This window comes from Streptomyces sp. NPDC057900, from assembly GCF_042887885.1.
GTDB lineage: Bacteria > Actinomycetota > Actinomycetes > Streptomycetales > Streptomycetaceae > Streptomyces.
In genome coordinates this window covers 1-25,445 of record NZ_JBHVOI010000007.1, presented here as the reverse complement: position 1 = coordinate 25,445, position 25,445 = coordinate 1, and the positions used below count along the sequence as shown (strand labels likewise).

Annotated in this window: 20 protein-coding genes; 11 read left to right on the top strand and 9 right to left on the bottom strand. The window is 72.8% G+C overall.

Annotated elements, in window-relative coordinates; translation table 11 throughout:
- Nucleotides 1-178 precede the first annotated feature (178 nt).
- From ACFVQ0_RS24695 to ACFVQ0_RS24680, 4 genes are all read left to right on the top strand, one after another.
- Nucleotides 179-1,705, top strand: a complete 1,527-nt coding sequence (locus tag ACFVQ0_RS24695) for a hypothetical protein (protein WP_390091388.1) — start codon at nucleotides 179-181, stop codon at nucleotides 1,703-1,705.
- Nucleotides 1,702-1,935 (top strand): hypothetical protein, encoded by a 234-nt coding sequence (locus ACFVQ0_RS24690; RefSeq protein ID WP_390091387.1) that lies wholly within the window; start codon nucleotides 1,702-1,704, stop codon nucleotides 1,933-1,935. Before ACFVQ0_RS24695 ends, ACFVQ0_RS24690 begins: the two co-directional genes overlap by 4 nt.
- On the top strand, nucleotides 1,932-2,852 hold the full coding sequence (locus tag ACFVQ0_RS24685) for a hypothetical protein (RefSeq protein ID WP_390091386.1): 921 nt from the start codon (nucleotides 1,932-1,934) through the stop codon (nucleotides 2,850-2,852). The genes ACFVQ0_RS24690 and ACFVQ0_RS24685 overlap by 4 nt, the downstream gene beginning before the upstream one ends.
- A gap of 98 nt (nucleotides 2,853-2,950) precedes the next feature.
- On the top strand, nucleotides 2,951-7,783 hold the full coding sequence (locus ACFVQ0_RS24680) for a hypothetical protein (protein ID WP_390091385.1): 4,833 nt from the start codon (nucleotides 2,951-2,953) through the stop codon (nucleotides 7,781-7,783).
- A gap of 123 nt (nucleotides 7,784-7,906) precedes the next feature.
- Here the strand turns inward: ACFVQ0_RS24680 and ACFVQ0_RS24675 are convergent, their stop codons facing one another.
- Nucleotides 7,907-8,254: a hypothetical protein gene (locus ACFVQ0_RS24675; RefSeq protein ID WP_390091636.1), complete on the bottom strand. Its 348-nt coding sequence runs from the start codon at nucleotides 8,252-8,254 to the stop codon at nucleotides 7,907-7,909.
- A gap of 507 nt (nucleotides 8,255-8,761) precedes the next feature.
- Between ACFVQ0_RS24675 and ACFVQ0_RS24670 the strand changes: the two genes are divergently transcribed.
- From ACFVQ0_RS24670 to ACFVQ0_RS24655, 4 genes are read left to right on the top strand one after another with little or no spacing between them, the layout of a single operon-like run.
- A complete protein-coding gene (locus ACFVQ0_RS24670; protein ID WP_390091384.1) occupies nucleotides 8,762-11,674 on the top strand; it encodes a nitrate- and nitrite sensing domain-containing protein in 2,913 nt (970 codons plus the stop codon).
- Nucleotides 11,671-12,114, top strand: coding sequence for a roadblock/LC7 domain-containing protein (locus tag ACFVQ0_RS24665; protein ID WP_390091383.1), 444 nt, complete (start codon nucleotides 11,671-11,673; stop codon nucleotides 12,112-12,114). The genes ACFVQ0_RS24670 and ACFVQ0_RS24665 overlap by 4 nt, the downstream gene beginning before the upstream one ends.
- 9 nt (nucleotides 12,115-12,123) lie before the next feature.
- On the top strand, nucleotides 12,124-12,546 hold the full coding sequence (locus tag ACFVQ0_RS24660) for a DUF742 domain-containing protein (RefSeq protein ID WP_390091382.1): 423 nt from the start codon (nucleotides 12,124-12,126) through the stop codon (nucleotides 12,544-12,546).
- Complete coding sequence (locus ACFVQ0_RS24655) at nucleotides 12,527-13,132, top strand: ATP/GTP-binding protein (protein WP_390091381.1); 606 nt, start codon at nucleotides 12,527-12,529, stop codon at nucleotides 13,130-13,132. The genes ACFVQ0_RS24660 and ACFVQ0_RS24655 overlap by 20 nt, the downstream gene beginning before the upstream one ends.
- A gap of 67 nt (nucleotides 13,133-13,199) precedes the next feature.
- Here ACFVQ0_RS24655 and ACFVQ0_RS24650 read toward each other — a convergent pair whose 3' ends face one another.
- The 4 genes from ACFVQ0_RS24650 to ACFVQ0_RS24635 form a co-directional block, all read right to left on the bottom strand.
- Nucleotides 13,200-14,390 (bottom strand): lipid-transfer protein, encoded by a 1,191-nt coding sequence (locus ACFVQ0_RS24650; RefSeq protein WP_390091380.1) that lies wholly within the window; start codon nucleotides 14,388-14,390, stop codon nucleotides 13,200-13,202.
- Nucleotides 14,387-14,875 carry a Zn-ribbon domain-containing OB-fold protein gene (locus ACFVQ0_RS24645; protein WP_390091379.1) on the bottom strand — a complete coding sequence of 163 codons (489 nt, stop codon included), beginning with the start codon at nucleotides 14,873-14,875 and terminating at the stop codon, nucleotides 14,387-14,389. Before ACFVQ0_RS24645 ends, ACFVQ0_RS24650 begins: the two co-directional genes overlap by 4 nt.
- A gap of 49 nt (nucleotides 14,876-14,924) precedes the next feature.
- The gene (locus ACFVQ0_RS24640; RefSeq protein WP_390091378.1) at nucleotides 14,925-15,272 is read right to left on the bottom strand and encodes an Mpo1-like protein; all 348 of its coding nucleotides are present in this window, start codon (nucleotides 15,270-15,272) and stop codon (nucleotides 14,925-14,927) included.
- 116 nt (nucleotides 15,273-15,388) lie between these two features.
- Nucleotides 15,389-16,195: a M15 family metallopeptidase gene (locus ACFVQ0_RS24635; RefSeq protein WP_390091377.1), complete on the bottom strand. Its 807-nt coding sequence runs from the start codon at nucleotides 16,193-16,195 to the stop codon at nucleotides 15,389-15,391.
- Between the two features lie 57 nt (nucleotides 16,196-16,252).
- Here ACFVQ0_RS24635 and ACFVQ0_RS24630 point away from each other — a divergent pair, with 57 nt between their 5' ends.
- On the top strand, nucleotides 16,253-16,804 hold the full coding sequence (locus ACFVQ0_RS24630) for an NUDIX domain-containing protein (protein WP_390091376.1): 552 nt from the start codon (nucleotides 16,253-16,255) through the stop codon (nucleotides 16,802-16,804).
- Between the two features lie 195 nt (nucleotides 16,805-16,999).
- Here the strand turns inward: ACFVQ0_RS24630 and ACFVQ0_RS24625 are convergent, their stop codons facing one another.
- Nucleotides 17,000-19,351 (bottom strand): glycoside hydrolase family 31 protein, encoded by a 2,352-nt coding sequence (locus tag ACFVQ0_RS24625; RefSeq protein ID WP_390091375.1) that lies wholly within the window; start codon nucleotides 19,349-19,351, stop codon nucleotides 17,000-17,002.
- A gap of 252 nt (nucleotides 19,352-19,603) precedes the next feature.
- Here ACFVQ0_RS24625 and ACFVQ0_RS24620 point away from each other — a divergent pair, with 252 nt between their 5' ends.
- Together ACFVQ0_RS24620 and ACFVQ0_RS24615 are read left to right on the top strand one after the other, a co-directional pair.
- The gene (locus tag ACFVQ0_RS24620) at nucleotides 19,604-21,580 is read left to right on the top strand and encodes an acetoacetate--CoA ligase (RefSeq protein ID WP_390091374.1); all 1,977 of its coding nucleotides are present in this window, start codon (nucleotides 19,604-19,606) and stop codon (nucleotides 21,578-21,580) included.
- Between the two features lie 67 nt (nucleotides 21,581-21,647).
- Nucleotides 21,648-22,613: a hypothetical protein gene (locus ACFVQ0_RS24615; protein ID WP_390091373.1), complete on the top strand. Its 966-nt coding sequence runs from the start codon at nucleotides 21,648-21,650 to the stop codon at nucleotides 22,611-22,613.
- A gap of 78 nt (nucleotides 22,614-22,691) precedes the next feature.
- On the opposite strand, the gene ptsP is transcribed toward ACFVQ0_RS24615, so the two are convergent.
- The 3 genes from ptsP to ACFVQ0_RS24600 form a co-directional block, all read right to left on the bottom strand.
- The gene (ptsP, locus tag ACFVQ0_RS24610) at nucleotides 22,692-24,362 is read right to left on the bottom strand and encodes a phosphoenolpyruvate--protein phosphotransferase (protein ID WP_390091372.1); all 1,671 of its coding nucleotides are present in this window, start codon (nucleotides 24,360-24,362) and stop codon (nucleotides 22,692-22,694) included.
- A 76-nt stretch (nucleotides 24,363-24,438) separates the two neighbouring features.
- Entirely contained in the window at nucleotides 24,439-24,888 is a 450-nt protein-coding gene (locus ACFVQ0_RS24605) for a PTS glucose transporter subunit IIA (protein ID WP_390091371.1), read from the bottom strand.
- A 280-nt stretch (nucleotides 24,889-25,168) separates the two neighbouring features.
- On the bottom strand, nucleotides 25,169-25,445 hold a 277-nt coding region (locus ACFVQ0_RS24600), incomplete at its 5' end, for a hypothetical protein (RefSeq protein WP_390091370.1).

The window sequence follows — 25,445 nt, the reverse complement described above, 5'->3', positions numbered from 1 at the left end:
AGTGGGCGTTGCGCGTCGGGGGCGCGCGGCGCGACACCGCCGGGGTCCCGTGGAGTGTCCGGGCCCTGTGAGCCGCCGGGTTCCGCGCACCGACCGGCAGGCGTGACCGACTCCGGGGCAACCAGCCGCTTCTGCGCCGTTTCGACCGTTGTCAGTGCGAGGACCTAATCTGTGCAGCGTGACTTCGCCTGCCTATACGGAAAACGCTGCGCCGCAGCTCAGCGCGGGGCCCCGGCCCGCACCGGGCCCGGCCGCCGACGAGGGGCTCTCGCGGCGGCTGCGCGCCCTCGCCTGCACGGCGCCGCTGCACGACCTCGACGTGCGCAAGGCGAACCTGGCCGGTGAGTACACGGTGTACGCGATGGCCGAGGTCGCGCTCGCCGCGATCGACCACGTCACGCTCAACATGGACTTCGACACCGGCGCGGACCACGACCAGATAGTGGCCAGACTCCTCCCGCGCGTCGCCGCGCAGGCCCCGTACCGCCCGACCGCGGAGCACGAACGCGTCGCGCGCTGGGTGCTGGAGAACCTGATCAACGTCGGCAGCGTCGACCGGGGCTTCCGGGCCGTCTACGGAACCTTCGGGCCGGACGGCACATACGTCCGCCGGGACTACGACTTCAAGCTGATCGAGGAAGTCCCCGGCTACGGCGGCAGCGTCTATCTGCGGGCCACCGACGAGGCGGTCAACGTCCTGGTCGGCGCCCTCGACACGGACGTCACCAGTGCGCAGATCGCCGCGGAGGTGAAGCTGGAGGTCCTGATCAGCCGGGGCCGCCTCGCCGACGCGCAACTCGCCGCCGAGCAGGCCCGCTACCGGACCGTGCAGTACGCGGAGACCCTCCGTAAGACGCTCGACGCGACCCGGCGCAACGTCCGCGCGGTCGACTGGCTCAACGCCGTGCCCGACATGATCGCGGAGGCACTGGACCACGTCGCCGACCGCTACCGCCACGAGAACGCCATTCTCACCAACATCCGCAGGGCCCGTGACGAGGCGGAGGAGCCCGAGCACAAGCGCCGTGCCGCCGAGCTCGTCGACATCGTCAAGGACTGCATCCGCCGCCACACCCAGCTCCAGTCCCGGCTGCTGGAGGCCGGACCGCTGTTCCGCGCCGAGCAGGACCGGCAGGCGTTCGCCGCACCGGCCGCCCGGACCGGCCTCGACCTCTACGGGCAGCTGCTGGCGCCCCTGCTGCCGCTCCCCGTCGAGCAGTCGATCCGCGCCACCGACGCGTTCTTCGCCCACGGCACGGGACTGCGCACCCCCACCTCGGTACGGGTGGGCGACCTGGTCGACATGCTGCTCACCCCGCCCCTTGAGCGCGAGCACCTGGGCGCCGAGATGCCGGAGCCCGACCTGATCGCCACCCCGGCCGACAGCCGGTTCAGTGAGGAGCAGCTGGCGAGCGCCATGGAGCTGCTGGACCTGGAGCCCGACGCACCGCGCCGCCTCTCCGGGCTGCTGGCCGAAGCCAGACGGCGCGACGCGGAGCTGCCGTACCTGGTCGCCCTGCTCGCGGTGCACGCGGCGAGCCCGCCGGTCGGCACCGCCTACCGGCAGGGCGAGCGCCGCCTGCTCTTCTCCGTCGACGACGGGACCCAGCTCGAAGACCCCGAATTCGGCGGGGCCGACCTGATCGTGGGCACGGCGCTGCTGGACGCGGCGGGCATGGCCGCGGATCGCACGGAGGCGGCGTGAGGGCACCGGTCCCCGCCCACCCCGTACCCGGCCCCGCCCGCCCGGCGCCCGAGCCCGCGCGCTCCGTACCGAAGTCCGCGCATCTCGTACCGAAGCCCGTGCGTTCCGTGCCGGGGCCCGCGCGTCTCGTACCGAAGCCCGTGCGTTCCGTGCCGGGGCCCGCGCGTCTCGTCCTGAAGTCCGTCCATCCCGTACCGAAGTCCGTCCGGAGCAAGGAGCGCCCGTCGTGAGCGACCACCGCGCAGAGCACGCCGACGCGTGGAGCGAGCAGAGCGCCGCGCACCCCATGGACCGGGGCGCGTCCGCGCCGCAGGCCACCCCCGCCCCGGTCACCCCGGCCGATGCCGCCGACGCCGCCCGGCTCGTGGCGTTCGGGCTCCAGCCCAAGCTGCTGCCCGCCCGCGACGCCGAGTACGCCGAACTGCTGCGCCGCTACCGGGAGGAGCCCGCCTTCGGCCGTCTCGCGGACGCCGTCGCCACCGGGCTCGGCCTCATCGTGCTGGAGGTCTCCACCCGGGCGGGCATGGCCGTCACGGCGGGCGAGGACTCGGTCTTCGCGGTGCGCATGGGCGACTACGCCCGCCGGGCCTCGCCGGACTCCGCCGACCGCTTCCTGCACGGCCTCGCCCACCTGGCCGTCGCCGCGATGGCCTTCCCGCGCCCGGAGGATCTCGCCGACGACGCCTACATCGGCCGGATCACCGTCAACGGCGTCGACGCCTTCGTACGCCAGGCGTGCCAACGCCTGGAGGAGCGCGCCGACGAGCACGGCGACAACACCGACCCGGCCAGCGACGCCCCCGGCCTGGAGGCCGGCTGGCGGATCTACGCCCGGCGCAGCTCCACCGGAGCGACCAAGGACGCCCGGCGGCTGGCCGGATCCACCACCGGCATCGTCGGCAAGGCCGTCGCCTTCCTCACCGACTCCGGATTCCTCCAGCGCACCGGGGACGACGCCGGGGGCGCCTTCCGCACCACCGCCCGCTACCAGCTCCAGGTCCGCGACATGGCGGGCGGCGCCGCCATGGCCGAACTGCTGGAACTGGGAGTGGTACCGGTCACCGACGGATCGGCGACGCTGCTGCCGCCACCCGACCCGGACGACCTGGAGCTGGCGGCCGACGCCGGACTGCCCTTCCACGGCTGACCGCCTCCACCGCCGACGCCGGCCACCGCACGGCCGGCCCCGCCACCGACGTCCCTTTCCCGCCTTTCCCGCCGCCTGAACGACGAGAGTCCGCCGCCATGTACGAGCTGTCCCGGGTCCGCCTCTACTCCATCGGGCCTGCCGGTGCGCGCTACGCCGACACCGTGCTTGACCTGCGCGGGGTCGGCGAACCAGTGCCCCACCCCGCGCCGGCGCAGGCGGAGTTCTTCGAGGAGGAGCCGGTCGGCCCGCCGCGCCGCCCCGCCCCCGCCGGAGTGCTCTTCCTGGAGAACGGCGGCGGCAAGTCCGTCCTGCTGAAGCTGATCTTCTCGGTGATGCTGCCCGGTCACCGCAACACCCTCGGCGGCGCCAGCTCCGGTGTACTGCGCAAGTTCCTGCTCGCCGAGGACTGCGGGCACGTCGCCCTGGAGTGGCAGCACACCCTGACCGGCGAATGCGTCGTCGTCGGCAAGGTCAGTGAGTGGCGCGGGCGCCAGGTCTCCAACGACCCCAGGAAGTTCGCCGAGGCCTGGTACTCCTTCCGGCCCGGTCCCGGACTCAGCCTCGACTCACTGCCGGTGGCGGAGGCGACCTCGGTGGGCCGCCCCGCCGAAGGCGTCTCCGGTGCCCGGGGCAGGCGCCGCACCATGAAGGGCTTCCGCGACGCGCTCACCGAGGCGGGAAAGTTCTACCAGCACCTCGACGTGCACTGGGAGGAGATCCACGACCGCTGGAACGAGCACCTCGGAGACCTCGGGCTCGACCCCGAACTCTTCCGCTACCAGCGCGAGATGAACGCCGACGAAGGAGAGGCAGCCGGACTCTTCGCCGTCAAGAAGGACTCCGACTTCACCGACCTCCTGCTGCGCGCTGTCACCGACACCCGCGACACCGACGGTCTGGCCGACCTGGTCAGCGGCTTCGGCAACAAGCTGGGCCGCCGCGCCGAACTCACCGCCGAGCGGGACTTCACCGCCGGCTCGGTCGAACTGCTCGGCCGCATCGTGGAAGCCGCCGGAACGCGCTCGCGGACCCGCGACATCCACGCCGGCGCCGAGCGCCGCACCCGCACACTGGCCCGCAGGCTCTCCGCCCGCGCCGGCCTGGAGCGCGGCCGGACCGCGGAGCTGGCCCAGCAGGTCACCGGCGCCGCCCACACTGTCACCGGCGCGGAGGAGACCCGTGGCCGGGCCTCGTTGATCGCCGCCGAACTCGCCTACCGGCACGCCTCGCTGGCCCTCACCGCCGCAGAGAAGAGTGCCTCGGCCCAGCGCAAGGAGCTGGGCGACGCCCGCACCCTGCACTCCGCCTGGCAGGCGGCGGAGGCCGTCCTGCGCCATCGCGCCGCCGCCGACCGGGCCGCCCGGGTCGCCGTCGCGATCCGCGAGGCCGAGCGCGACGCCGCCCCGGCCCTGGCCGCACGCGCCACCGCCGCGGCCGATCTCGTACGGGCCCTGCACACCGCCGCCGAGACGGGCGAGAGCCTGGCCAACGAGGAGGAGGAGCGCTCCGAGACCCTCCAGACCACGGGCGAGGCCGCACACCGCGACGCCACCACGGCCGCCACAGAGGCCCAGCGCGCCCGCAGCGAGGCCGGCCACCTCCGCCAGCGCCTCGCCGAGGTCGAGCAGGAGACCGCCGAAGCGGTACGGGCGGGCTGGCTCGACGACACCGCGCCGAACGCGGACCCCGCCCGCGCCGCCCTCGCGGCGAACGACGCGGAGCAGTCAGCCGTGGCCGCCTGGGACGCCGCACGCGAGGCCGCCGGCTCCGCGGCGGACCGCTCCCGGCAGGCGGCGGCCACCGAGAGCCGCGCCGAACTCGCCGCCGCCCGGGCCGCCGACGGCGCGCGGGCCGCCGAGCAGGCCTACGAGGCCGAGCTCAGGGCCGCCGAGTCGATCGCCGCCGAGCACCGCCTCGCTGACCTGCTCGGCCTGCCCTCCGCGCAGGGCAGCGGCGTACCCCGGCCCCGGCGGGGCGCGGCCGGGCCCGAAGCAGGCGCGGAGACCGGTGCGGGGGACCCGAGCCCGCGGCAGGAGGCGCCGGACGCCGAGGCGGCCGCCGCCCCCGGCGCCGACGGAACCGAACCGGCGGCGCACGGCACCCACACCGTCACCGCCGGACGGCCCCGCGCGGCTGAACAGCCGCTCACCGCAGCCGAGTTCGACCGCAACGCCGAAGACCTGCGCGAGCTCCTCGACCAGGCCGTCGGCTCCGCGGAACGGCGCCTCTTCGAGCTGCGCACCGCGGCGGCCGACGACTCCCGCATCCTGGGCGCGCTCGGTGACGGCGGGCTGCTGCCGCCCGGCCCCGACGTCCTCGCCACCGTCGAGTACCTCGGCGAGCACGGCATCCCCGCCCTGCCCGGCTGGCGCTACCTCGCCCAGGCCGTCGACCCGGCCGACCACGCGGCCGTGCTCGCGGCCCGGCCCGAGCTCGTCGACGGCGTCGTGATCACCGATCCGGACGCGCACGCCCGCGCCCGTGACGTGCTCGGCGCCGCCGCCCTGCTGCCGCGCTCGGCCGTCGCCGTCGGCACCGCCGCCGCGCTGCTCGCCCCCGTCCCGGAGCCCGGCACCGGCTCCGGAGCGGACGGCGGGGCGGCTTCCGGGGTGTTCCTCGTCCCGCCGAACCCGGCCATGCACGACGAGCACGCCGCCGACGAGGAGCGGCACGCGCTCCGGAGCCGTGCCGCCGCCCGCGACGAGGACATCCGCACCCTTGCCGCCCGGCTCACCGCGGACCGCTCGCTCGCCGCCCGGATCGGCTCCTGGCGGGTGGACTGCCCGCCGGGCACCCTCGCCGAACTCGCCGAGGCCGCCGGGACCGCCCGCACCGCCGCCGAGACGGCCGAGGCCGCGCTCGCGGAGGCCCGTACCGTCCGCGCCGAGGCCGACGAGGCCGCCTCTGACACCGCCCGGGTCCGGGACGAGCGCCAGGAAGCGGCCCAGCGGGCCCGCCGGGCCGCCGACGCACTCGCCGGACTCGCCTTCCGCCTCCGTGAACGGGCGGGCTGGCAGGCCAAGCTGCGCGAACTGGCCGACGAGGCGGCGGAGTCCGAGGCCCGCGCCACCGTCTGCCTGGACCGCGCCAGAGCCGCCGACGAGGACCGCAGGGCCGCCCAGCGCGCCGCCGACGACGCCCGCCGCACCGCCCGCGCCCTGCGCGCGGAACGGGCCGAGATCGCCGGCGCGCCCGAGCACCTCCCGGAGCCCGAGGCGGACGCTCCGCGCCGCTCGCTGCCCGCCCTGCGCGAGGCGTACCGGGCGGCCTCCCAGCTCTACGAGAAGGTGGGCGTCGGCGCGGACCTGCGCGCCGAACAGGCCCGCGCGGAGAGCGACGAGAGCGCCGCGCTGGCCGAGCTGGACCGGCTCACCAACAAGGTCCGCACCAGGGCCGCCCAGCTCCTGGAAGGGACGGACGGCGCGGACGGCCCGTCCCGGCAGGCGGCCGTGGCCCGCGCCGAGTCGCTGGTCCAGCTCCTGGAGACCCGTGCCTCCGCCGCCAGCGAGCAGCTCGGCAGGCTGCGCGGCGAGGCCGAGCGCCTCGCTCCCGCCGACGGCGAGACCCTCCACACCGAACTCCCCGAAGCGCAGGTCCCCGCCGACGCCGAGCAGGCCCAGACCCTGCTGCGTACCGCCACCGCCGAACTGGCCTCCGCCACCGCGTCGCTGGACACCGCGAGGGCCGCCCACGCCGAGCTGCTGCACGCCCACCGCACCGCAGAGGACTCGGCAGGCGGTTTCGACGAGACCGCCGCCCTGCTGAGCGACCTCCTCAGGGACCACGGCGACGACGAGCCCGAGACCCCCGAGCCGTACCCCGGAAGCCTCGAAGAGGCCCGGCAGTCCGCCGCGGAGGCCCGCCGCTCACTGCGCGGCTGCGCCACCGACCTGTCCACCGCGGAAGCGGCCGTCCGGGAGGCGAGCGACGTACTGGTCCGGCACGCCAACTCCACCCGCTACGAACAGGTCCGCACCCCGGCGCGCCAGCAGATCCGTGAACTCCCCGCCGCCGCACTGCCGGAGCACGCGGAGAAGTGGGCCACCGCCTTCGCCCCCAGGCTGCGGGTCCTCACCGACGAACTGACCCAGCTGGAGCGCAACCGGGACTCCATCGTCGACCGGCTGCGCGGCCTGGTGGATTCCGCGCTCACCACCCTCCGCTCCGCCCAGCGGCTCTCCCGGCTCCCCGAGGGACTGGGGGAGTGGTCAGGGCAGGAGTTCCTCCGGATCCGGTTCGAGGAGCCGGATCAGGCCACCCTGACCGAACGGCTCGGCGAGGTCATCGACGAGGCCACCAAGGCGGCCCTGAAGAAGAACTCCGACCTGCGCCGGGACGGCATGTCCCTGCTGCTGCGAGGTGTGCAGGCGGCGCTGGAGCCCAAGGGCATCGCCGTGGAGATCCTCAAGCCGGACGCGGTGCTGCGCGCCGAGCGCGTACCCGTCGGGCAGATGGGCGACGTCTTCTCCGGCGGCCAGCTGCTGACCGCCGCCATCGCGCTGTACTGCACGATGGCCGCCCTGCGAAGCAACGACCGGGGCCGCGACCGGCACCAGCACCAGCACGCGGGCACGCTCTTCCTCGACAACCCCATCGGCCGCGCCAACGCCACCTATCTGCTGGAGCTCCAGCGGGCTGTTTCTGACGCGCTCGGCGTCCAGCTGCTGTACACGACGGGCCTGTTCGACACGACGGCGCTCGCCGAATTCCCGCTCGTGATCAGGTTGCGCAACGACGCGGACCTGCGGGCCGGGCTGAAGTACATCAGCGTGGAGGAGCATCTGCGCCCCGGACTGCCGCAGCAGGATCCCGGCGCGGAGACGGTGCACGGAGAGATCACCGCCACCCGCATGTTCAAGCGCACCGCGGCGGCGCCCGAAGCGCTCCCGGCCGGGACCGGGGCGGAAGGCGGCGAAGAGACCGGCTGAGACGGTGGGCGCGGACCACCGGGACGGCGCCCGCACCCGCCCGCGGGCCCGTCCCGGCGCGTCCAGGCCCCGGAGCGCGCCTTCAGGCCAGGGAGAAGCCCCTTCAGGCCAGGGAGAGCGCCGTCAGGCCCGGGAGAGGCCGCGGTCCTGGGAGGGGTGGCCTATCCGTGCACCGTCCCGCTGCCCGGTCCGGGCGGCCCGCCTCGCCCTGCGCCGCTCGCGGCGCAGCTGCCGGGCGGAACTGCTCGGCATCGAGACCACGCCGTTGCGCTGATTCCACACCTGGCGGGTGACCCACACGTCCAGCACCGACCAGGTGGCGGCCACCGTGCTGGCCACGCTGCTCAGCACCATCGGGAAGGCCAGCCAGGACCCTGTCAGCGTGGACAGGAAGGCCACCATCGCCTGGATGATCGTCAGCGACAGAATCAGAACGGCCCGTACGGCCGCCGTGCGCACCGGGTCGGGCATCCGCCGCCGCGGCGCCGGCTCCTCGACCCAGAGCTGTTGCTGCCGCGGAATCACCGGCCGGCCCCGCGCCGACTCCGTCACGCCACGACGCTCTTGCGTGTCCAAGGACCTTCAACTCCCCACCACTGTCCGACTTCAGGGTTGCTGCCCGGCATGGGTGGTTTCTACGCGGAAGGACCGCCCTCACCTGCCGAATACGCCCCTGCGGTCCCCCTACCCCCGTACAGACAGACGAGTACCCGGCTGTGAAGATTCCCCCGAACCGTCACGGAACGAAAAATTCCAGCCAACTGGCAGGGGGAGGAATGTGGGGCTCTGGCTGGTCTCTTCTGTCGCTTTCACGAATTCCATCTCCTGGAATACCGGGACAACTCATGGTCAACTCCCAGTAAGGCGGCCGAAAATCGCCCGGACACGCCTTCGAGTTGTCCGGGCGTCGGTAGTAGGCTCGCGCCGTTTGTTGACGGAACACCATCACCGCCCTGCGGGGACGAGCTGGGGGAGGCCATGCGCTTTCGCGGGAAGTCCATCCGCAGGAAGATCGTGGCCTTGCTGCTGGTGCCGCTCGTCTCCCTCACCGCGCTATGGGGATTCGCCACCTATCTGACCGGTCGCGAGGCCGGCCAGCTGATGAGCGCGAGCACAGTGGTGGAGAAGATCGGCCACCCCCTGGAGGACACCGTCCGGGCCGTCCAGAACGAGCGCCGGCAGACCCTCCTCTACCTCGCGGACCCGCGCGCCTCCGACGCCCTGCCGGTCCTGCGCCGCCAGCGCGCCGCCACCGACCGGGTCGTGGACCAGGTCAACAGCAGCGCGCGGCAGAAGGACATCCGCGACGCGCTGCGCCCCGACGCCGAGACCCAGCTCAGCTCGATCCTGGGCGCCGTCGAGGGACTGCGCTCGCTCCGTGACTCCGTTGACAGACGCACCATCAGCCGGGCCAAGGCGATGGAGTACTACAACGGCCTCATCGACCCCTGCTACCGCTTCCTGACCGGCCTCCACGTCATGGAGAACGTGTCGATGGACAAGCAGGTACGCGCCCTGGCCGGAATCTCCCGGGCCCGGGAAATGCTCTCCCAGGAGGACGCGCTCGCGGCCTCCGGTCTCCTCGCCGGACGGCTGACGGCCCCCGAACTCCGTCAGATATCCGACCTCATCGCCAAGCGCGGCCTGCTGTACGAGGTCAACCTCGACGCGCTCCCCGCCTCCGAGCGCCGCCGCGTCGAGCAGTACTGGGCGAGCCCGGACAGCGAGCCCCTGCGCTCCGCGGAGGACAAGCTCATCGCCCAGGGGCCCACCCACGATCCCCGTGAGGTGGACGCCGCCCGCTGGCAGGAGGTCGCCCCGCCGGTCCTGGACCGGCTGGCCAACGACTCGACCGAGATGAACAACCGCTTCCAGGACCGGGGCAGGCCGGAAGGCTACGGCGTCCTGATCAAGGCGGGCATCGCGGGCGTCCTGGGATTCCTGGCCCTGCTCGTCTCGGTCTTCGTCTCCGTGCGCATCGGCCGCGAACTCGTCCGCGACCTCTCCCGGCTGCGCAAGGACGCCCACGAGGTCTCCGGAGTGCGGCTGCCCAGTGTGATGCGCCGTCTCGCCGCGGGCGAGCACATCGACGTCGAGACCGAGTCCCCGCACCTCAACTACGAACGTGACGAGATCGGCCAGGTCGGACAGGCCCTCAACATCCTGCAGCGGGCCGCCGTCGAGGCCGCCGTCCGGCAGGCGGACATGCGCCGCGGCGTGTCCGAGGTGTTCGTCAACCTCGCCCGCCGCAACCAGGTGCTGCTGCACCGTCAGCTGACGCTCCTGGACACGATGGAGCGCCGCACCGAGAACACCGAGGAACTCGCGGACCTGTTCCGCCTCGACCACCTCACCACGCGCATGCGGCGCCACGCCGAGGGCCTGGTGATCCTCTCCGGAGCCGCACCCTCGCGGCAGTGGCGCAAGCCCATCCAGCTGATGGACGTGGTGCGCGCCGCGGTCGCGGAGGTGGAGGACTACGAACGGATCGAGGTCCGCAGGCTGCCGAGGATCGGAGTGGGCGGACCGGCCGTCGCCGACCTCACCCACCTGATCGCCGAACTCCTGGAGAACGCCACGGTGTTCTCGCCCCCGCACACGGCGGTCCAGGTGCACGGTGAGCGCGTCGCCAACGGCTTCACCCTCGAAATCCACGACCGGGGGCTCGGCATGCCCCCTGAACTCCTCCTGGACGCCAACCTCAGGCTCGCGGAGACACCGGAGTTCGAGCTGTCCGACACCGACCGGCTCGGCCTCTTCGTGGTCAGCCGGCTGGCCCAGCGGCAGAACGTCCGCGTCTCGCTCCAGACCTCCCCCTACGGCGGTACCACCGCGGTCGTCTTCATCCCGGCCGCGCTGCTCACCGACGCACCGGAGGCGCACGGCACCGGATTCCGCCTCGACCGCAGGTCGGAGAAGGCCATCGCCAGCAGCAGGCCGGGCGGCGACGCGGCAGTCGGCGCTACCGGACGTGGCCCGGGCACCGGCGAGAACGGCGACGCGTTCGACCGCCCCGACGGCGACCGCTCCAGAGGCGGCAGGACCGGCGGCCTCGCACCGGTGCCCACCGGACTGTCGGACCGGGCACCGCTGGACGGACCGGTCGAGCTCGAAGGCCCGCTCGGCCCGATCGACTTCAGCCGCGACCCGGTGCTCGAAGCAGTCGCCGGACCCGGACTCGACCCGCTGCTCGACGGGGTGTCCGACCTGGAGGACACCGAGAGCGAGCGCGGCGGCATCTTCCGGGCCCGTGAGCTCCGGCGCGAAGGCGACCGCGACCAGCACCAGCAGGCCGCCGACCAGATCGCGGACCCCGACGGGGTACGGGAACTGCGCCCGGACGGCGTCAGGCCGCTTCCCCGCCGCAAACCGCCGACCCTGGTCACCGACCGGGGCCGCCGGATCGACGAGGCGGGCCGGGCCCACCCCACGGCCACCGACCCGGAGGCCGCCGCGCGCCCGGCGTCAGGACAGGCCACCGCGCGCCCGGCATCCGGACCCGTCCGGTCCGCGGAGACCCGGCTGAACAACGGCTTCCGCCCCCGCGCCGAGCCCGCCACGCGTCCTGCGGCCGTGCCGCCGGTGCCGGCGCCCCGCTCACCGTCACCCGCCCGGACCGCCGCGCCCGGCGCCGGGACGATCGGCGGGCTGCCCCGCAGGGTCCGCCAGGCCAGTCTCGCCCCGCAGCTCCGCGAGGGATCCACGGGAAGCACGGCGGAGCCGGACCCGGTGGAGAGCGTGGAGGACATCGAGCGCGACGCGGACGAGGTACGCAGCCGCATGGCGTCGCTCCAGCGCGGCTGGCAGCGCGGACGCCGGCAGAACGCCGAGGACGTGACCGGCCCCGGCGACACAGCACAAGGAACCACTCCGGGAGGGGACGGTCCATGACCGCACCGAACGCCGCAGCACTCAACTCAGCACCCCAGGGGTCCGGGGAACTCAACTGGCTCCTCGACGAACTCGTCGAACGGGTCGCCAGCATCCGCAAGGCGCTGGTGCTCTCCAGCGACGGACTCCCCACCGGCGCGTCCAAGGACCTGACCAGGGAGGACGGCGAGCACCTGGCGGCCGTGGCCTCCGGGTTCCACAGCCTCGCCAAGGGGGTCGGGCGGCACTTCGACGCGGGCAGGGTCCGCCAGACCGTCGTCGAGCTCGACGAGGCGTTCCTCTTCGTCACGGCGGCCGGCGACGGCAGCTGTCTGGCCGTGCTCGCCGACTCCGACTCGGACGTCGGGCAGGTGGCGTACGAGATGACGCTGATGGTCAAGCGCGTCGGCGCCCACCTGGCCAACTCCCCACGTACGACCGGTCCGACCTCTGGAGGGTGAGTGGATGGCATGAACGCGGACTCCTCCCGGTCCCCGGCCGCCCCCGGCGGTCCGCAGTCCTCGCGCTGGTACGACGCCGAGGCGGGGCCGGTCGTCCGTCCGTACGCGATGACGCGGGGACGTACCAGCAGTGCGTCCCGTCACCGTCTCGACCTGATCGCGATCGTCGTCCCCGAACCCGCCGCCGACGATCCCGGCCGGGACCAGATGCTCTCCCCGGAACACGTGGAGATCGTCGAACTGTGCAGCGGCATGCCCCAGTCGATCGCCGAGCTCGCGGCCGGTCTGGACCTCCCTGTCGGGGTGGTCCGGGTCCTGGTCGGTGATCTCGTCGAGGACGAGCTGGTGCATGTGACCCGTCCCGTTCCGCCGGCCGAGCTGCCGGACGTGAACATTCTTCGCGAGGTGATCAATGGCCTTCGGGCGCTCTAGCCGCAGCAGGCGGCCCGTGGAGCCCGTTACCCTGAAAATCCTGGTGGCGGGCGGCTTCGGAGTGGGCAAGACGACCATGGTGGGAGCGGTCAGTGAGATCAGGCCGCTGCGTACGGAGGAGAGGCTGACCGAGGCGGGACGCCCGGTGGACGACCTGGCGGGGGTCGAGGCGAAGACCACCACGACGGTGGCGATGGATTTCGGGCGGATCACGCTCCGCGAGGACCTGGTGCTGTACCTCTTCGGCACCCCGGGACAGGACCGGTTCTGGTTCCTCTGGGACGAACTCGCCCAGGGCGCGCTCGGCGCGGTCGTCCTCGCGGACACCCGGCGCCTGGAGGACTCCTTCGCGGCGGTCGACTACTTCGAGCGCCGGGAGATCCCGTTCGCCGTCGCCGTCAACTGCTTCGAGGGAGCGGACCGGTTCCCCGCCGAGACGGTACGGGCTGCGCTCGACCTGGATCCGGAGGTACCGCTGCTCCAGTGCGACGCGCGGGACCGCTCGTCCGTCCGGGACGTGCTGGTGGCCGTCGTCGAACACGCGCTGGCCCGTGCCGACGCACTCCGCGAACCGGCCACGACGTAACGGACCACTCCCGCCGACAGCGGCACGCACCCCCGCCGGCAGGGGGCGCGTGCCGCTGTTGGCCCCGTCAGCGGACCGCGACGACCGCGGAGCCGTGGCCGAACAGCCCCTGGTTCGCGGTGATCCCGGCCCGCGCCCCCGCAACCTGTCGGTCTCCCGCCGTGCCGCGCAACTGCCAGGTCAGCTCGCAGACCTGGGCGATCGCCTGCGCGGGCACGGCCTCCCCGAAGGACGCCAGACCGCCGCTCGGGTTCACCGGGACCCGCCCGCCGAGCGCCGTCGCCCCCGTACGCAGGAGCGCCGCGCCCTCACCCGGCGGGCACAGCCCGATGTCCTCGTACCACTCCAGCTCCAGCGCCGTGGACAGGTCGTACACCTCGGCCAGGGAGAGATCACCGGGCCCGATCCCGGCCTCCTCGTACGCCGCACGTGCGATCGAGGCCCGGAACCCCTCCGCGGCGGGCTCCACGGCGACCGCCGAATCCGTGGCGATGTCCGGCAGATCGAGCACCGCCCTGGGATACGTCGGCGTCACCGTCGAGACGGCACGGATACGGACCGGGTCCGCGGCCCCGTGCCGCCGGGCGAACTCCATGCTGGACAGGACGAGCGCCGCCGCCCCGTCGGAGGTGGCGCAGATGTCCAGCAGCCGCAGCGGATCGGCGACCACCCCGGACGCCGCGACCTGCTCGGCGGTCACGGGCGCCCGGTACCGGGCGTTACGGTTCAGCGCGCCGGCCGCCGCGTTCTTCACCTTGACCAGCGCGAAGTCCTCCGGGGTGTCTCCGTGCACCGCCATCCGGCGCCGGGCGTACAGGGCGAAGTACGCGGGGTTCGTGGCCCCGAGCACCCGGAACCGCAGCCAGTCGGGATCGTCCGGCCGCTCGCCGCCCGCCGGGGCGAAGAACCCCTTGGGCGCCGCGTCAGCCCCCACCACCAGCACCACATCGGCCATCCCGGCCAGGATCTGCGCCCTGGCGGTGTTCACCGCCTGGGCGCCGGACGCGCAGGCCGCGTACACGCTGGTGACCCGGGCGCCCTGCCAGCCCAGCGCCTGCGCGAACGTCGCCCCGGCCACGTACCCCGGATAGCCGCCGCGCACGGTGTCCGCGCCGACCACGGACCGTACGTCCTGCCAGTCGACACCCGCGTCCGCGAGAGCCTCCCGGGCGGCCACCCTGCCGTATTCGACGAAGCTTCGCCCCCACTTGCCCCAGGGATGCATCCCGGCCCCGAGGACGGCCACGTCCCCGCTCATCGCGCACCGTCCCCGGAGCCGGTGTCCACCGGCCGCCAGTGCCAGGTCGTCCACACCGTGCCGTCCTCGTTCCCGCCGGCGCCGGAGTCCGCGCCCAGCACCCCCGGCACGACCTCGACCGTCATCCCGACCGCGAGATCCGCTACACCGACCCCCGGCGCGGCCTGCCCGAGCACCACCATCCGCTCGGCGGCGAGCTCCACGGCCACCAGCGTGTACGGCTCCCAGGGCACATCCGGGTCGGACAGGTACGGCGGCGGGGGCCGGTAGCGGCCGTCGGTGTACGACCAGACCGTGCCGCGCCTGGACAGCGGGACCTCGACCGGCTCGCCGCCCGTACAGCCCGGATTGCGGCAGAAGCCGTCCTGGCGGGGGAAGAAGACCGACGCGCAGAGCGGGCAGCGGGTGCCCAGCAGCCGGAATTCCTCCTCTGCGCCGTCCTCGGTGAACCACCCGGCCACCACGGGTATGCGTTTGCGCGGCAAAGGCCCTCCCCAGCACTGGATCTGACGGAACGTCAGAAGTGTGCCACGGTCAGCTGTCGTCGGCGAGCCACTTGGCGGCGGTCTCCGCGAGCTCCCGGTCCCGGCCGGCCAGCATCATCCGGATCATCTGCACGTCGCCGCGCAGCGACCAGGCCGGATGCCCGAAGGAGGCCGGGTTGTTCTTCTCGATCAGGAAATGGGCGGGCCAGGCGGTCCCGTACCCGATCAGCGGCAGCGCCGCCGCGTACCGCTTGCGGCCGCGTGCCAGGCCGTAGGCGGTGATCGCGAGGCCGGTCAGGGTGCCGGTCAGATGGACCCAGCGGGTCGCGGCCCTGGAGTGCATCGCGACGTAATAGGGCCAGAATTCCTCGTACGAATCGAACGTCTGTTGTGACATAGGGGCACGGTAGTGGCTGGAACGGCAACCGGATAAGGCCCGTTCGCGTCCGAGAAGAAGAACGGGCGGCTGGAACCCACGGGGGTGGTCCCAGTCGCCCGCTCGTCCCCGCGGTCTCAGTGGCCGGCGACCGACCGCCGGGCCACCGGGAAGTCGAAGTAGGTGTCCGGGAACAGCTCGGGCGTAAAGGTGTAGTGCCACCATTCCTCGGCCAGATTGACGAATCCGGCGTCGGTGAGCGTCCTCTTCAGGAACTGCCGGTTGGCGCGCTGAACTCCCTGGATCCTCGGATCGTCCGTGTGCGAGAGCGTGTCGAAGCAGTCGAATCCGGTGCCCATGTCGATCGAGTTGTCCGGGAAGCGCTCGGACTGCGGCGCGTAACAGGGCACCAGTCGCTGACCCGGCCGGTACGGCGCGGTGGGCCGGGCCGGCAGCCTCACCAGCGTCAGGTCCACGGTGCTGCCGCGGCTGTGCCCGGACTTCTCCGCGATGTAACCGTCGGCGAACAGCCGGGTCTTGTCGACCCGAGGGTAGAACTCGCCCTTCATGGTCTCGTCGTCCAGGTCCTTCGCCCACCGTACGAAGTGGTCGACGGCCCGCTGCGGCCGGTAGCAGTCGTACACCTTCAGCGAGTAGCCCTGGCGCAGCAGCCGCAGCTGGGCCCGGTGCAGCGCCCGGGCGGCGGGCCGGGTCAGGACGCAGAGGGGGTCGCGGTAGCCGTCCACCGGTTCGCCCATGAAGTCGTGCCCGGTGGGGTAACGCATCTCCTGGATGATCGTGGGATCGACCGCGCGCAGCGAGACGAACTCCGGGGGAGCTTTCGGCTCGGGCTTCGCCTGCGCCACCGGGGCGGCGGCGGTGACGGCGAGCAGGGTGGCGGCAGTGGCTGCCAGGGCACGGAAAGCGGAAGCAAGACCTGTCATGAGCACATCGTCCAACACCGCGGCCGCGCCGGTCAGGAGATCGGATACAGTCCGCGCGTGTCCGCGACGACGAACTACCCCGACCAGCCCGTGAATCCCGTGCGGGACTCGCACTGCGGCAGCTGCGGAGCCCCGTACACCGCCCTCGCGTCCCCGGACGCCTGGCCCCGAACCTGCGCGGTCTGCGGCGCCACCGCCTACCGCAACCCCCTCCCGGTCGCGGTCGCCCTGCTTCCCGTCACCGACGCGGACGGCACCGGACTGGTCGTCATCACCCGCACCATCGAACCCCGCCTCGGCGGACGCGCACTCCCCGGCGGCTTCATCGACCACGCGGAGGACTGGAAGGGCGCGGTCGTCCGCGAACTCCGCGAGGAGACCGGCATCGAGGCCCACCGCGACGACGTCCGCCTCGCCGACGCGCTCAGCTCACCCGACGGTCACCTGCTCCTGTTCGGCCTGCTCCCGACGCGCCCGGCCGCCACCCTTCCCGCGTCCGCACCCACCGACGAAACCTCCGGATACGACATCCTGCGCACCCCGGAAGAGCTTGCCTTCCCCCTCCATACGGAGGCCGTCCGCTCCTGGTTCGCCGGCCGGTACCGCTAGGGCGTGTCCGCGAAGTCCCGCCTGCCCGGCGACGCCTGGCACGCACTCTCGCCGCACCGGGCGAAGGCCCGAGTGCGTCCAGTACGAGGGCCTGCGCCCGGCACGCCGAGAGCACGCACCGGACGCCGCCGGGCCCGCCCTCCGGGCGGACGACGCGACTTCGCGGACACGCCCCAGGGCGTGTCCGCAGCCCGCTCACAGCCCCCGCACCCGCACCGGGCAGTCCACCAGCCCCTCCGCACCCTCCCGCTCCACCACGACCCGCCCGCCCACCAGCCGGCTCGTGTACCGCTCCACCACCGCCTCCTCCCAGCCGTCCCCCGGATCACGGACCACGAAGCCGCCACCGCCACGCCCCTCCACCGGAGCCCACACCTCCAGCTCAAGACCGCCGTCCGCACCCCGTACCGGAATCACGGACCCGGCCCGCGCCAGCACCGGCACCCGTGACAACGGCGCCTCGACCACCACCTGACCCGGCCCCTCGTACACCGCACCGCTCACCGTGTCGTACCACCGCCCCGGCGGCAGCCGCACCGCCCGCTCACGGAGCCCCGGCCCCAGCACCGGCGCCACCAGCAGCGCGTCCCCGAGCAGGAACGCGTCCTCGCACTCCCGCAGCGCCCGGTCGCCGGGCGACCCCCACCACAACGGACGCACATACGGCGCACCCGTCAGCCGGGCCAGCCGCGCCAGCGTCACCCAGTACGGACGCAGCCGCTCCCGCTCCACCAGCACCTCCCGCGCCGCTTCGAGCACCCTCGGCCCGAACTCCCACGGCTCCCTGCGCCCCGCACCGATCGCCGCATGCGTACGGAACAACGGCAGATACGCCCCCAGCTGGAACCACCGCAGATACATCTCCGGCGACGGTGATCCGTCGAAACCGCCGACATCCGGACCCGAGTACGGCACCCCGCACAGCCCCAGACCCAGCACCAGCGACAGCGAGGCCCGCAACCCCGGCCAGCCCGTCGACACATCACCGGACCAGGTGCCCCCGTACCGCTGCATCCCCGCCCAGCCGGAACGCGAGAACAGGAACGGCCGCTCCTCCGGACGCAGCCGGGCCAGCCCCTCGTACCCGGCACGCGCCATCGCCAGGCCGTACACGTTGTGCGCCTCACGGTGATCACCGCCGCGCCCCTCCAGCACGTGCCGCGCCGAACGGGGCAGCGTCGGGTCACCGAACGCCGCGAACGAGACCGGCTCGTTCATGTCGTGCCAGACACCGGAGAACCCCTGCGCCAGCCGCTCCGCGTACAGACCGCCCCACCACTCGCGCACCCGCGGATCGGTGAAGTCCGGATACACGCACTCACCCGGCCACACCTCACCCCGCACGATCCGCCCACCGGCGTCCCGCACGAACGCACCCGAGTCACCCACCGCCCGGCCGGCGTCGAACACCGCGTCACCCGGCGTGGCCGGCACCGCCGGGTCCACGATCGACACCAGCCGCACCCCGTCCGCGCGCAGCTCCCGCGCCAGCCCCGGCAGATCGGGGAACCGCTCCCGGTCCACCGTGAACACCCGGTGCCCGTCGTAGTGGTCGATGTCCAGATGCAGCACGGACAGCGGCAGCCCGCGCTCCTGGTACCCCGCCACGATCCGCCGCACCTCCCGCTCACCCCCGAAACCCCAGCGGGCGTGCTGCGGACCCAGCGCCCAGGACGGCGGCAGCGCCGGCGCACCCGTCAGGGCCGTCCAGCCCTGCAACACCCGCGCCGGGGTGCCCGCCACCACCCAGCAGCGCAGCGGCCCGCCCTCCACCCGCACCTCCGACATGCCGGGCCGGTCATGACCGGAACCGGCACCCTCCGCCCCCTCGCGCAGCGTCACCCGGCCCGCCCAGGAGTTGTCGTGGAACGCCAGATGCGTCCCCGCGTCCGAGACCACCAGCTGAACCGGCATCGTCACGTACAGCGGATCGTCGCCCGGCCCGAACCGGCCGCCCGGATCGGTGTTCCACAGCCCGTACTCCCCGTCCCTCAGCCGAGGACCGGCCGCCCGCCCGCCGAGCCCGAAGAACCGCGCGTCAGCCGGGACCTCGGACCGCTGCACCCACCGCGCGGACCCGCCCGCCACCGGCTCCCACCACCTCGGCGGCAGCTCACGACGGAGCACCACACCACCGGGGGTCCGCAGCTCCACCGCCCCGTGCCGGGACACCGCGACGGTCAGCCGCTCCGACACCACCTGCCACCCGCCGTCCTTGTCCGGCTCCAGCACGGCCCGCGGATCGGCGTCCGGAGCAGGCCCCGGCAGCGCGTACGACGGCAGCGGCTCCGCCCCGTCCCACCCCCAGAAGACCGCGCCCCCCACCGCGACCCGGACCCGCAACTCCGACCGCGCGAACCGCACCACGCCCCCGCCCGGCCCCGGCTCCGCCCCCACCACGAGCCCCGGCACCCGCGCCCGCTCCGGCCCGCGCGACGGCAGCGCCCGCGCGTCCAGCCGCGAGCGCCGCCACGCCGAGCGCACCGCACGCAGCCCCTGCTTGGAACCCACCGACTTCACCGAGCGCACCAGGTCACGACCGTCCATGCGGCACACCCTGCCATCCGCCGCGACGGCAGCGGGTTCCGTTCAACTTCCGTTCACTCACGGTCCGCCGCACGGCCCGACGCGGCGAAGCGTGCCCGGACCACACATCCGGACACGCGATCATGGGCGGACGGCCCTGGTGCGAAGGACGATCACATGGCATCGTCCGTGAAAGCCGCCTCACGCGCACACCCCAGCACGTGCGCGCGACCCACGCCGACCCGCGCACCCGTACAGCCCAGGAGCCGACCCATGACCTCAGCAGCCGACGAAGCCCCCCTCTGGCAGCCCGGCCCGGACCGCGTCGCGACCGCGGCCGTCACCCGCTTCCAGAACTGGGCGGCCGAGCGCCACGGAGCACCGGCCGGCGGCGGATACCCAGCGCTGCACCGCTGGTCGGTCGACGAGCTGGACACCTTCTGGCAGGCCGTCGCCGAATGGTTCGACGTACGGTTCTCCACCCCGTACGAGACCGTCATCGGCGACCGCGCCATGCCCGGCGCCCAGTGGTTCCCCGGCGCCACCCTCAACTACGCGGAACACGCGCTGCGCGCCGCGGAGGACCCCCTGCGCGCCGAGGCGCCGGCCCTGCTCCACGTCGACGAGACCCACACCCAGACCCCGACCTCCTGGTCCGAGCTGCGCCGCCGGGTCGGCTCGCTCGCCGCCGAACTCCGCGCACTCGGCGTCAACCCCGGCGACCGCGTCAGCGGCTACCTCCCCAACATCCCCGAGGCGGTCGTCGCCTTCCTCGCCACCGCGGCCGTCGGAGCCGTCTGGACCTCCTGCGCCCCCGACTTCGGCGCCCGCAGCGTCCTCGACCGCTTCCAGCAGGTCGAACCCGTCGTCCTGTTCACCGTCGACGGCTACCGTTACGGCGGCAAGGAACACCACCGCGCCGACACCGTCGCGGAGCTGCGCCGCGAACTCCCCACCCTGCGCGCCGTCGTCCACATCCCGCTGCTGGGCACCGAAGCGCCGGACGGCGCCCTCGAATGGTCCGCGCTCACCGCCGGGGACACCGAACCCGTCTTCGAGCAGGTCCCCTTCGACCATCCGCTGTGGGTCCTCTACTCCTCCGGCACCACCGGCCTCCCCAAGGCCATCGTCCAGTCCCAGGGCGGCATCCTGCTCGAACACTTCAAGCAGATCGGCCTGCACTGCGACCTCGGCCCGGAGGACCGCTTCTTCTGGTACACCTCCACCGGCTGGATGATGTGGAACTTCCTCGTCTCCGGCCTCCTCACCGGCACCACCCTCGTGCTGTACGACGGAAGCCCCGGCTACCCGGACGTCAGCGCCCAATGGCGGGTGGCCGAACAGACGGGCGCCACGCTCTTCGGCACCTCCGCCGCCTACGTCATGGCCTGCCGCAAGGCCGGCATCCACCCGGGACGCGACTTCGACCTCTCCCGCGTCCAGTGCGTCGCCACGACCGGCTCCCCGCTCCCGCCCGATGGCTTCCGCTGGCTCCACGACGAAGTGGCCGACGACCTGTGGATCGCGTCCGTCAGCGGCGGCACCGACGTCTGCAGCTGCTTCGCCGGTGCGGTCCCCACCCTCCCCGTCCACATCGGAGAACTCCAGGCGCCCGGCCTCGGTACGGACCTCCAGTCCTGGGACGCCGCGGGCAAGCCGGTCATCGGCGAGGTCGGAGAGCTCGTCGTCACCCAGCCCATGCCGTCCATGCCGATCCACTTCTGGAACGACCCCGACGGCAGCCGCTACCACGACAGTTACTTCGACGTGTACCCCGGAGTCTGGCGCCACGGGGACTGGATCACGATCACCGAGCGCGGCTCCGTCGTCATCCACGGCCGCTCCGACTCCACCCTCAACAGGCAGGGCGTCCGCATGGGCTCCGCCGACATCTACGAAGCGGTCGAACGGCTCCCGCAGATCCGCGAATCGCTCGTCATCGGCCTTGAGGAGCCGGACGGCGGATACTGGATGCCGCTCTTCGTCCACCTCGCGCAGGGCGCCACTCTCGACGACGAGCTGCGCGCCGCGATCAAGCACACCATCCGCGAGAACCTCTCGCCGCGCCACGTCCCGGACGAGGTCATCGAGGTCCCCGCCATCCCGCACACCCTCACCGGCAAGCGCATCGAGGTTCCGGTCAAACGCCTGCTCCAGGGAACGGCCCTGGCCAAGGCCGTCAACCCCGGCTCGATCGACAATCCGGAACTCCTCCACTTCTATGCGGAGCTGGCGCGCGAGCGCCGCTGACGGACGCCACTGTCAGTGCCCGTGATTACTCTGAGTGAGCAATGATCGACAGCGCACTGGGGGAATCATGGCGCAGACCGGAAACAAGCCCGCCGGAAACAAGCAGACCAGGAAGCAGCAGGCCGGGAACAGGCGGACCAAACCCGACGGCCGGACCGGCATCACCATGCGACGCTCGCTGCGCCGCGAAGCACCGAGCACCATCGGCCTCCTGACCGATGAGCAGGACTTCGCGGCGATGCGGCGCTACGGCACCTTCACCTTCGACGACCACTCCGTCTACCTCCAGCAGGTGGAAGGCCTGCTCAAAGCCCTGGCCGCGCAGGGCGTGCACACAACGGTCGCCCTCTTCGACCCGGAGGAGTACGCCGAGTTCTGCGCCGAATCGGAGATCACACCCGACTCCCCGGCCAGCCGCAGCCGCTTCACCGCGGAGATCGCGGCCATCGGAGCCACCGTCGCCTACGCGGGACAGCCACTCGCCGCCCTGATCCCGCTCCTCGTCGACCGCTCGGTCCGCCGGGCCACCTGGGAGTACGCCACGATGCTCCTGGCCGGCCTGGGGGAGTGCGCCGACTGCGGCCAGGACATCGGCCGCGCGGCATTCGACCGGGCGTCCCATCTCCTGCTGCGCACCCTGGAGTCGGCTGGCCCCGGCACCCACCACCTGGTCTGCAGCACCCCCACGGAGGACGAGCAGCTGCTCGCGGCGCTGCACACGGAGTGCGAGGGGGCGGGACCGGAGGCCCGCCTCGACTCGGCGGAGGGAGCGGAGTTCGTGACCGTGCTCGCCGTCGGCATCGCCCTCGAACGCCGCGGGGGAGTCGTGCTGCGGACGACCGCACCCGGCACCCCGGACCGGGTGCACGGCTGGCGGCTGACCCGGGGCTGCCTCGCCCCGCTCACAGCGGGCGAGGTCTTCAGCGCCTACTGCACCGACGCCGACACCGGGGAGCCGGTCTCCCCGGAATCCGGCGTGGAGTACTGCGCCGGATTCGACATCGGCGCCGACGAACCTGATCCCCACCACTGACAGGCCGAAGGGGCTCCCCGCCACCATCGGCGGGAAGCCCCTTCCCCTCATCGTCCGGATCGTCCGGGCGGCGCGGTCCTACTCGCCGGACAGCACCGCCTGCGCGGCGACCCGCGCCTCCTCTGCGGAGTCCGCCGCACGAGCGGCGGACGCGGCCCGCTCGCACTGCGCGAACGTGTACTTCGCCAACGTGGTGCGCACATAAGGAATGGAGGCTGCGCCCATCGAGAGCGACGTGACGCCCAGTCCGGTCAGAACACAGGCGAGCAGCGGATCGGCGGCAGCCTCGCCACACACCCCACAGCTCTTGCCCTCCGCCTTGGCCGCGTCGGCGGACATCGCCACCAGATCCAGCAGCGCGGGCTGCCACGGGTCCTGCAGCCGGGACACCGCACCCACCTGACGGTCGGCCGCGAAGGTGTACTGCGCCAGGTCGTTGGTGCCCAGCGACAGGAACTCCACCTCCTGAAGCACCGAACGGGCCCGCAGCGCGGCCGAAGGGATCTCGACCATCGCGCCGAACTTCGCGTTCAGCCCGGCCTCGCGGCACGCGTCGGCGAACGCCTTGGCGTCCGCACGGTCCGCGACCATCGGCGCCATGACCTCAAGGTAGACGGGCAGTCCCTCGGCGGCCTTGGACAGCGCGGTCAGCTGGGTCCGCAGCACATCGGGGTGGTCCAGCAGACTGCGCAGCCCGCGCACACCCAGTGCGGGGTTCGGCTCGTCCGCCGGGGTCAGGAAGTCGAGCGGCTTGTCCGCCCCGGCGTCCAGTACCCGCACCACGACACGTCCCTCGGGGAACGCCTCAAGCACCGCGCGGTAGGCCGCGACCTGCTTCTCCTCCGACGGCGCCTGCTTGCTGTCGTCGAGGAAGAGGAATTCGGTACGGAACAGGCCCACGCCCTCTGCGCCCGCCTCGATGGCCGCCGGCACATCGCCGGGACCGCCGACGTTGGCGAGCAGCGGCACCTTGTGGCCGTCGGACGTCGCACCGGGACCGGTCGACTTGGACAGCGCGGCCTTCCGGGCGGCGGCGGCGCTCTCCATCTCCGAGCGCTTCTCCTCGCTCGGCTCGACGAAGATCTCGCCGGTGCTGCCGTCCACCGCGATGACGGTGCCCTCGGCCAGCTCGCCGGCGCCGGGGAGCGCCACGACGGCGGGCACACCGAGCGCCCGCGCCAGGATGGCGCTGTGGCTGGTAGGCCCGCCCTCCTCGGTGACGAAACCGAGCACCAGGGCCGGGTCCAGGAGGGCCGTGTCGGCAGGAGCCAGGTCCCGCGCGATGAGCACGTACGGCTCGTCGCTGTCCGGCACACCCGGCATCGGCACACCGAGCAGCCGGGCCACGATCCGGTTGCGCACATCGTCGAGGTCGGCGACCCGGCCCGCCAGGTACTCCCCGGCACCGGCCAGCAGCGCGCGGTACGAGGCGAACGCGTCGTACACGCCGCGCTCAGCGGTGCTGCCGACGGCGATGCGCCGGTCGACATCGGCCATGAGCTCGGGGTCCTGGGCCATCATGGCCTGGGCCTCCAGCACGTGCTGGGCCTCGCCACCGGCCAGGTTGCCGCGAGCGACGAGGTCGGCCGCCACTGCCTCCACGGCCTGCCGCGCCCGTCCCTGCTCGCGCTCCGCCTCTTCGGCCGGGATCTGCTTGGCCGGCGGTTCGAGCACTGCCGTGCCCATGTGCCGTACCTCGCCGATCGCCACACCGTGGCTCACGCCTACGCCCCGCAGCGTTGTCTCCATTTCACCTGTCTCCGATTGTGCGGCGGCCCATGCCTCCGCGGTGGTTGTCCCGTCGGCTGTCACTGCGCCGAACGCGTTACTGCCAGCCGAAAAGTGCGTCGCCGACCTTCACGTCGCCGTCCTCGAGGACCGAGGACAGCGAGTCGGGGGTTGCCTCCAGTGCCACGATGGGGCAGATGGGCGACTTGCCCGCCGTCTCGACGGCGGCGGGGTCCCAGCGCACGATGCTCTGGCCGCGAGTGACGGTGTCACCCTTGTTCACCAGGAGCTCGAAGCCCTCGCCGTTCAGCTGGACGGTGTCGATGCCGAGGTGGGTGAGAACGCCGTGTCCCTCGCCATCCACGACGACGAACGCGTGCGGGTGCAGGGAGACGACGATTCCGTCGACCGGCGACACGGCCTCCGACGGCTCGCGCACCGGGTCGATGGCGGTACCGGGACCGACCATCGCGCCGGAGAAGACCGGGTCGGGTACCGCAGCGAGCCCGATGGCACGTCCGGCAAGAGGGGACGTCACAGTGGTCATGGGTGCCTCCCAGAGTGGAGCTTCAGTAGTGGGCCGCCGCGGTCTGTAGGAGGGCGGCGTACTGCTCAGCAGAGTAAGTCATATGAAGTCCCGGTTCCGCCTGAGTCCTGCCGGTTCGAGGACCTAGGGGTGCACCGGAAAGGATTTGCCTCGTCTCCCGGCAACCTGTACTGTCGTACTCCTGCCTGACCCCAACGCGACATTGAGTCGGGGGTCGGCGGCGACTATTAAGCCCAAACCCTAACCCGAGATCGGCACCGGCATGCCTGCTGGGGCCTGGTCAATGGGACAGGAAAGGCCTGATAGAGTCGGACTCGCCGGAAAGGGAAACGCGAAAGCGAATTCCTGGAAAGCGAAATTGCGAGGCCCGCTTCGACCGGGAATCGGACACGAAAGAGTCTGATAGAGTCGGAAACGCAAGACCGAAGGGAAGCGCCCGGAGGAAAGCCCCAGAAAATGTTCTGAGGGTGAGTACAAAGGAAGCGTCCGTTCCTTGAGAACTCAACAGCGTGCCAAAAGTCAACGCCAGATACGTTGATACCCCGACCTGCTTCGGC

Bases quoted from the DNA above. Each gene is read 5' to 3' on its own strand.
- ACFVQ0_RS24680 (WP_390091385.1), top strand. From the start codon at position 2,951: ATGTACGAGCTGTCCCGGGTCCGCCTCTACTCCATCGGGCCTGCCGGT.
- ACFVQ0_RS24675 (WP_390091636.1), bottom strand. From the start codon at position 8,254: ATGCCCGACCCGGTGCGCACGGCGGCCGTACGGGCCGTTCTGATTCTG.
- ACFVQ0_RS24670 (WP_390091384.1), top strand. From the start codon at position 8,762: ATGCGCTTTCGCGGGAAGTCCATCCGCAGGAAGATCGTGGCCTTGCTG.
- ACFVQ0_RS24665 (WP_390091383.1), top strand. From the start codon at position 11,671: ATGACCGCACCGAACGCCGCAGCACTCAACTCAGCACCCCAGGGGTCC.
- ACFVQ0_RS24660 (WP_390091382.1), top strand. From the start codon at position 12,124: ATGAACGCGGACTCCTCCCGGTCCCCGGCCGCCCCCGGCGGTCCGCAG.
- ACFVQ0_RS24655 (WP_390091381.1), top strand. From the start codon at position 12,527: ATGGCCTTCGGGCGCTCTAGCCGCAGCAGGCGGCCCGTGGAGCCCGTT.
- ACFVQ0_RS24650 (WP_390091380.1), bottom strand. From the start codon at position 14,390: ATGAGCGGGGACGTGGCCGTCCTCGGGGCCGGGATGCATCCCTGGGGC.
- ACFVQ0_RS24640 (WP_390091378.1), bottom strand. From the start codon at position 15,272: ATGTCACAACAGACGTTCGATTCGTACGAGGAATTCTGGCCCTATTAC.
- ACFVQ0_RS24635 (WP_390091377.1), bottom strand. From the start codon at position 16,195: ATGACAGGTCTTGCTTCCGCTTTCCGTGCCCTGGCAGCCACTGCCGCC.
- ACFVQ0_RS24625 (WP_390091375.1), bottom strand. From the start codon at position 19,351: ATGGACGGTCGTGACCTGGTGCGCTCGGTGAAGTCGGTGGGTTCCAAG.
- ACFVQ0_RS24620 (WP_390091374.1), top strand. From the start codon at position 19,604: ATGACCTCAGCAGCCGACGAAGCCCCCCTCTGGCAGCCCGGCCCGGAC.
- ACFVQ0_RS24615 (WP_390091373.1), top strand. From the start codon at position 21,648: ATGGCGCAGACCGGAAACAAGCCCGCCGGAAACAAGCAGACCAGGAAG.
- ptsP (WP_390091372.1), bottom strand. From the start codon at position 24,362: ATGGAGACAACGCTGCGGGGCGTAGGCGTGAGCCACGGTGTGGCGATC.
- ACFVQ0_RS24605 (WP_390091371.1), bottom strand. From the start codon at position 24,888: ATGACCACTGTGACGTCCCCTCTTGCCGGACGTGCCATCGGGCTCGCT.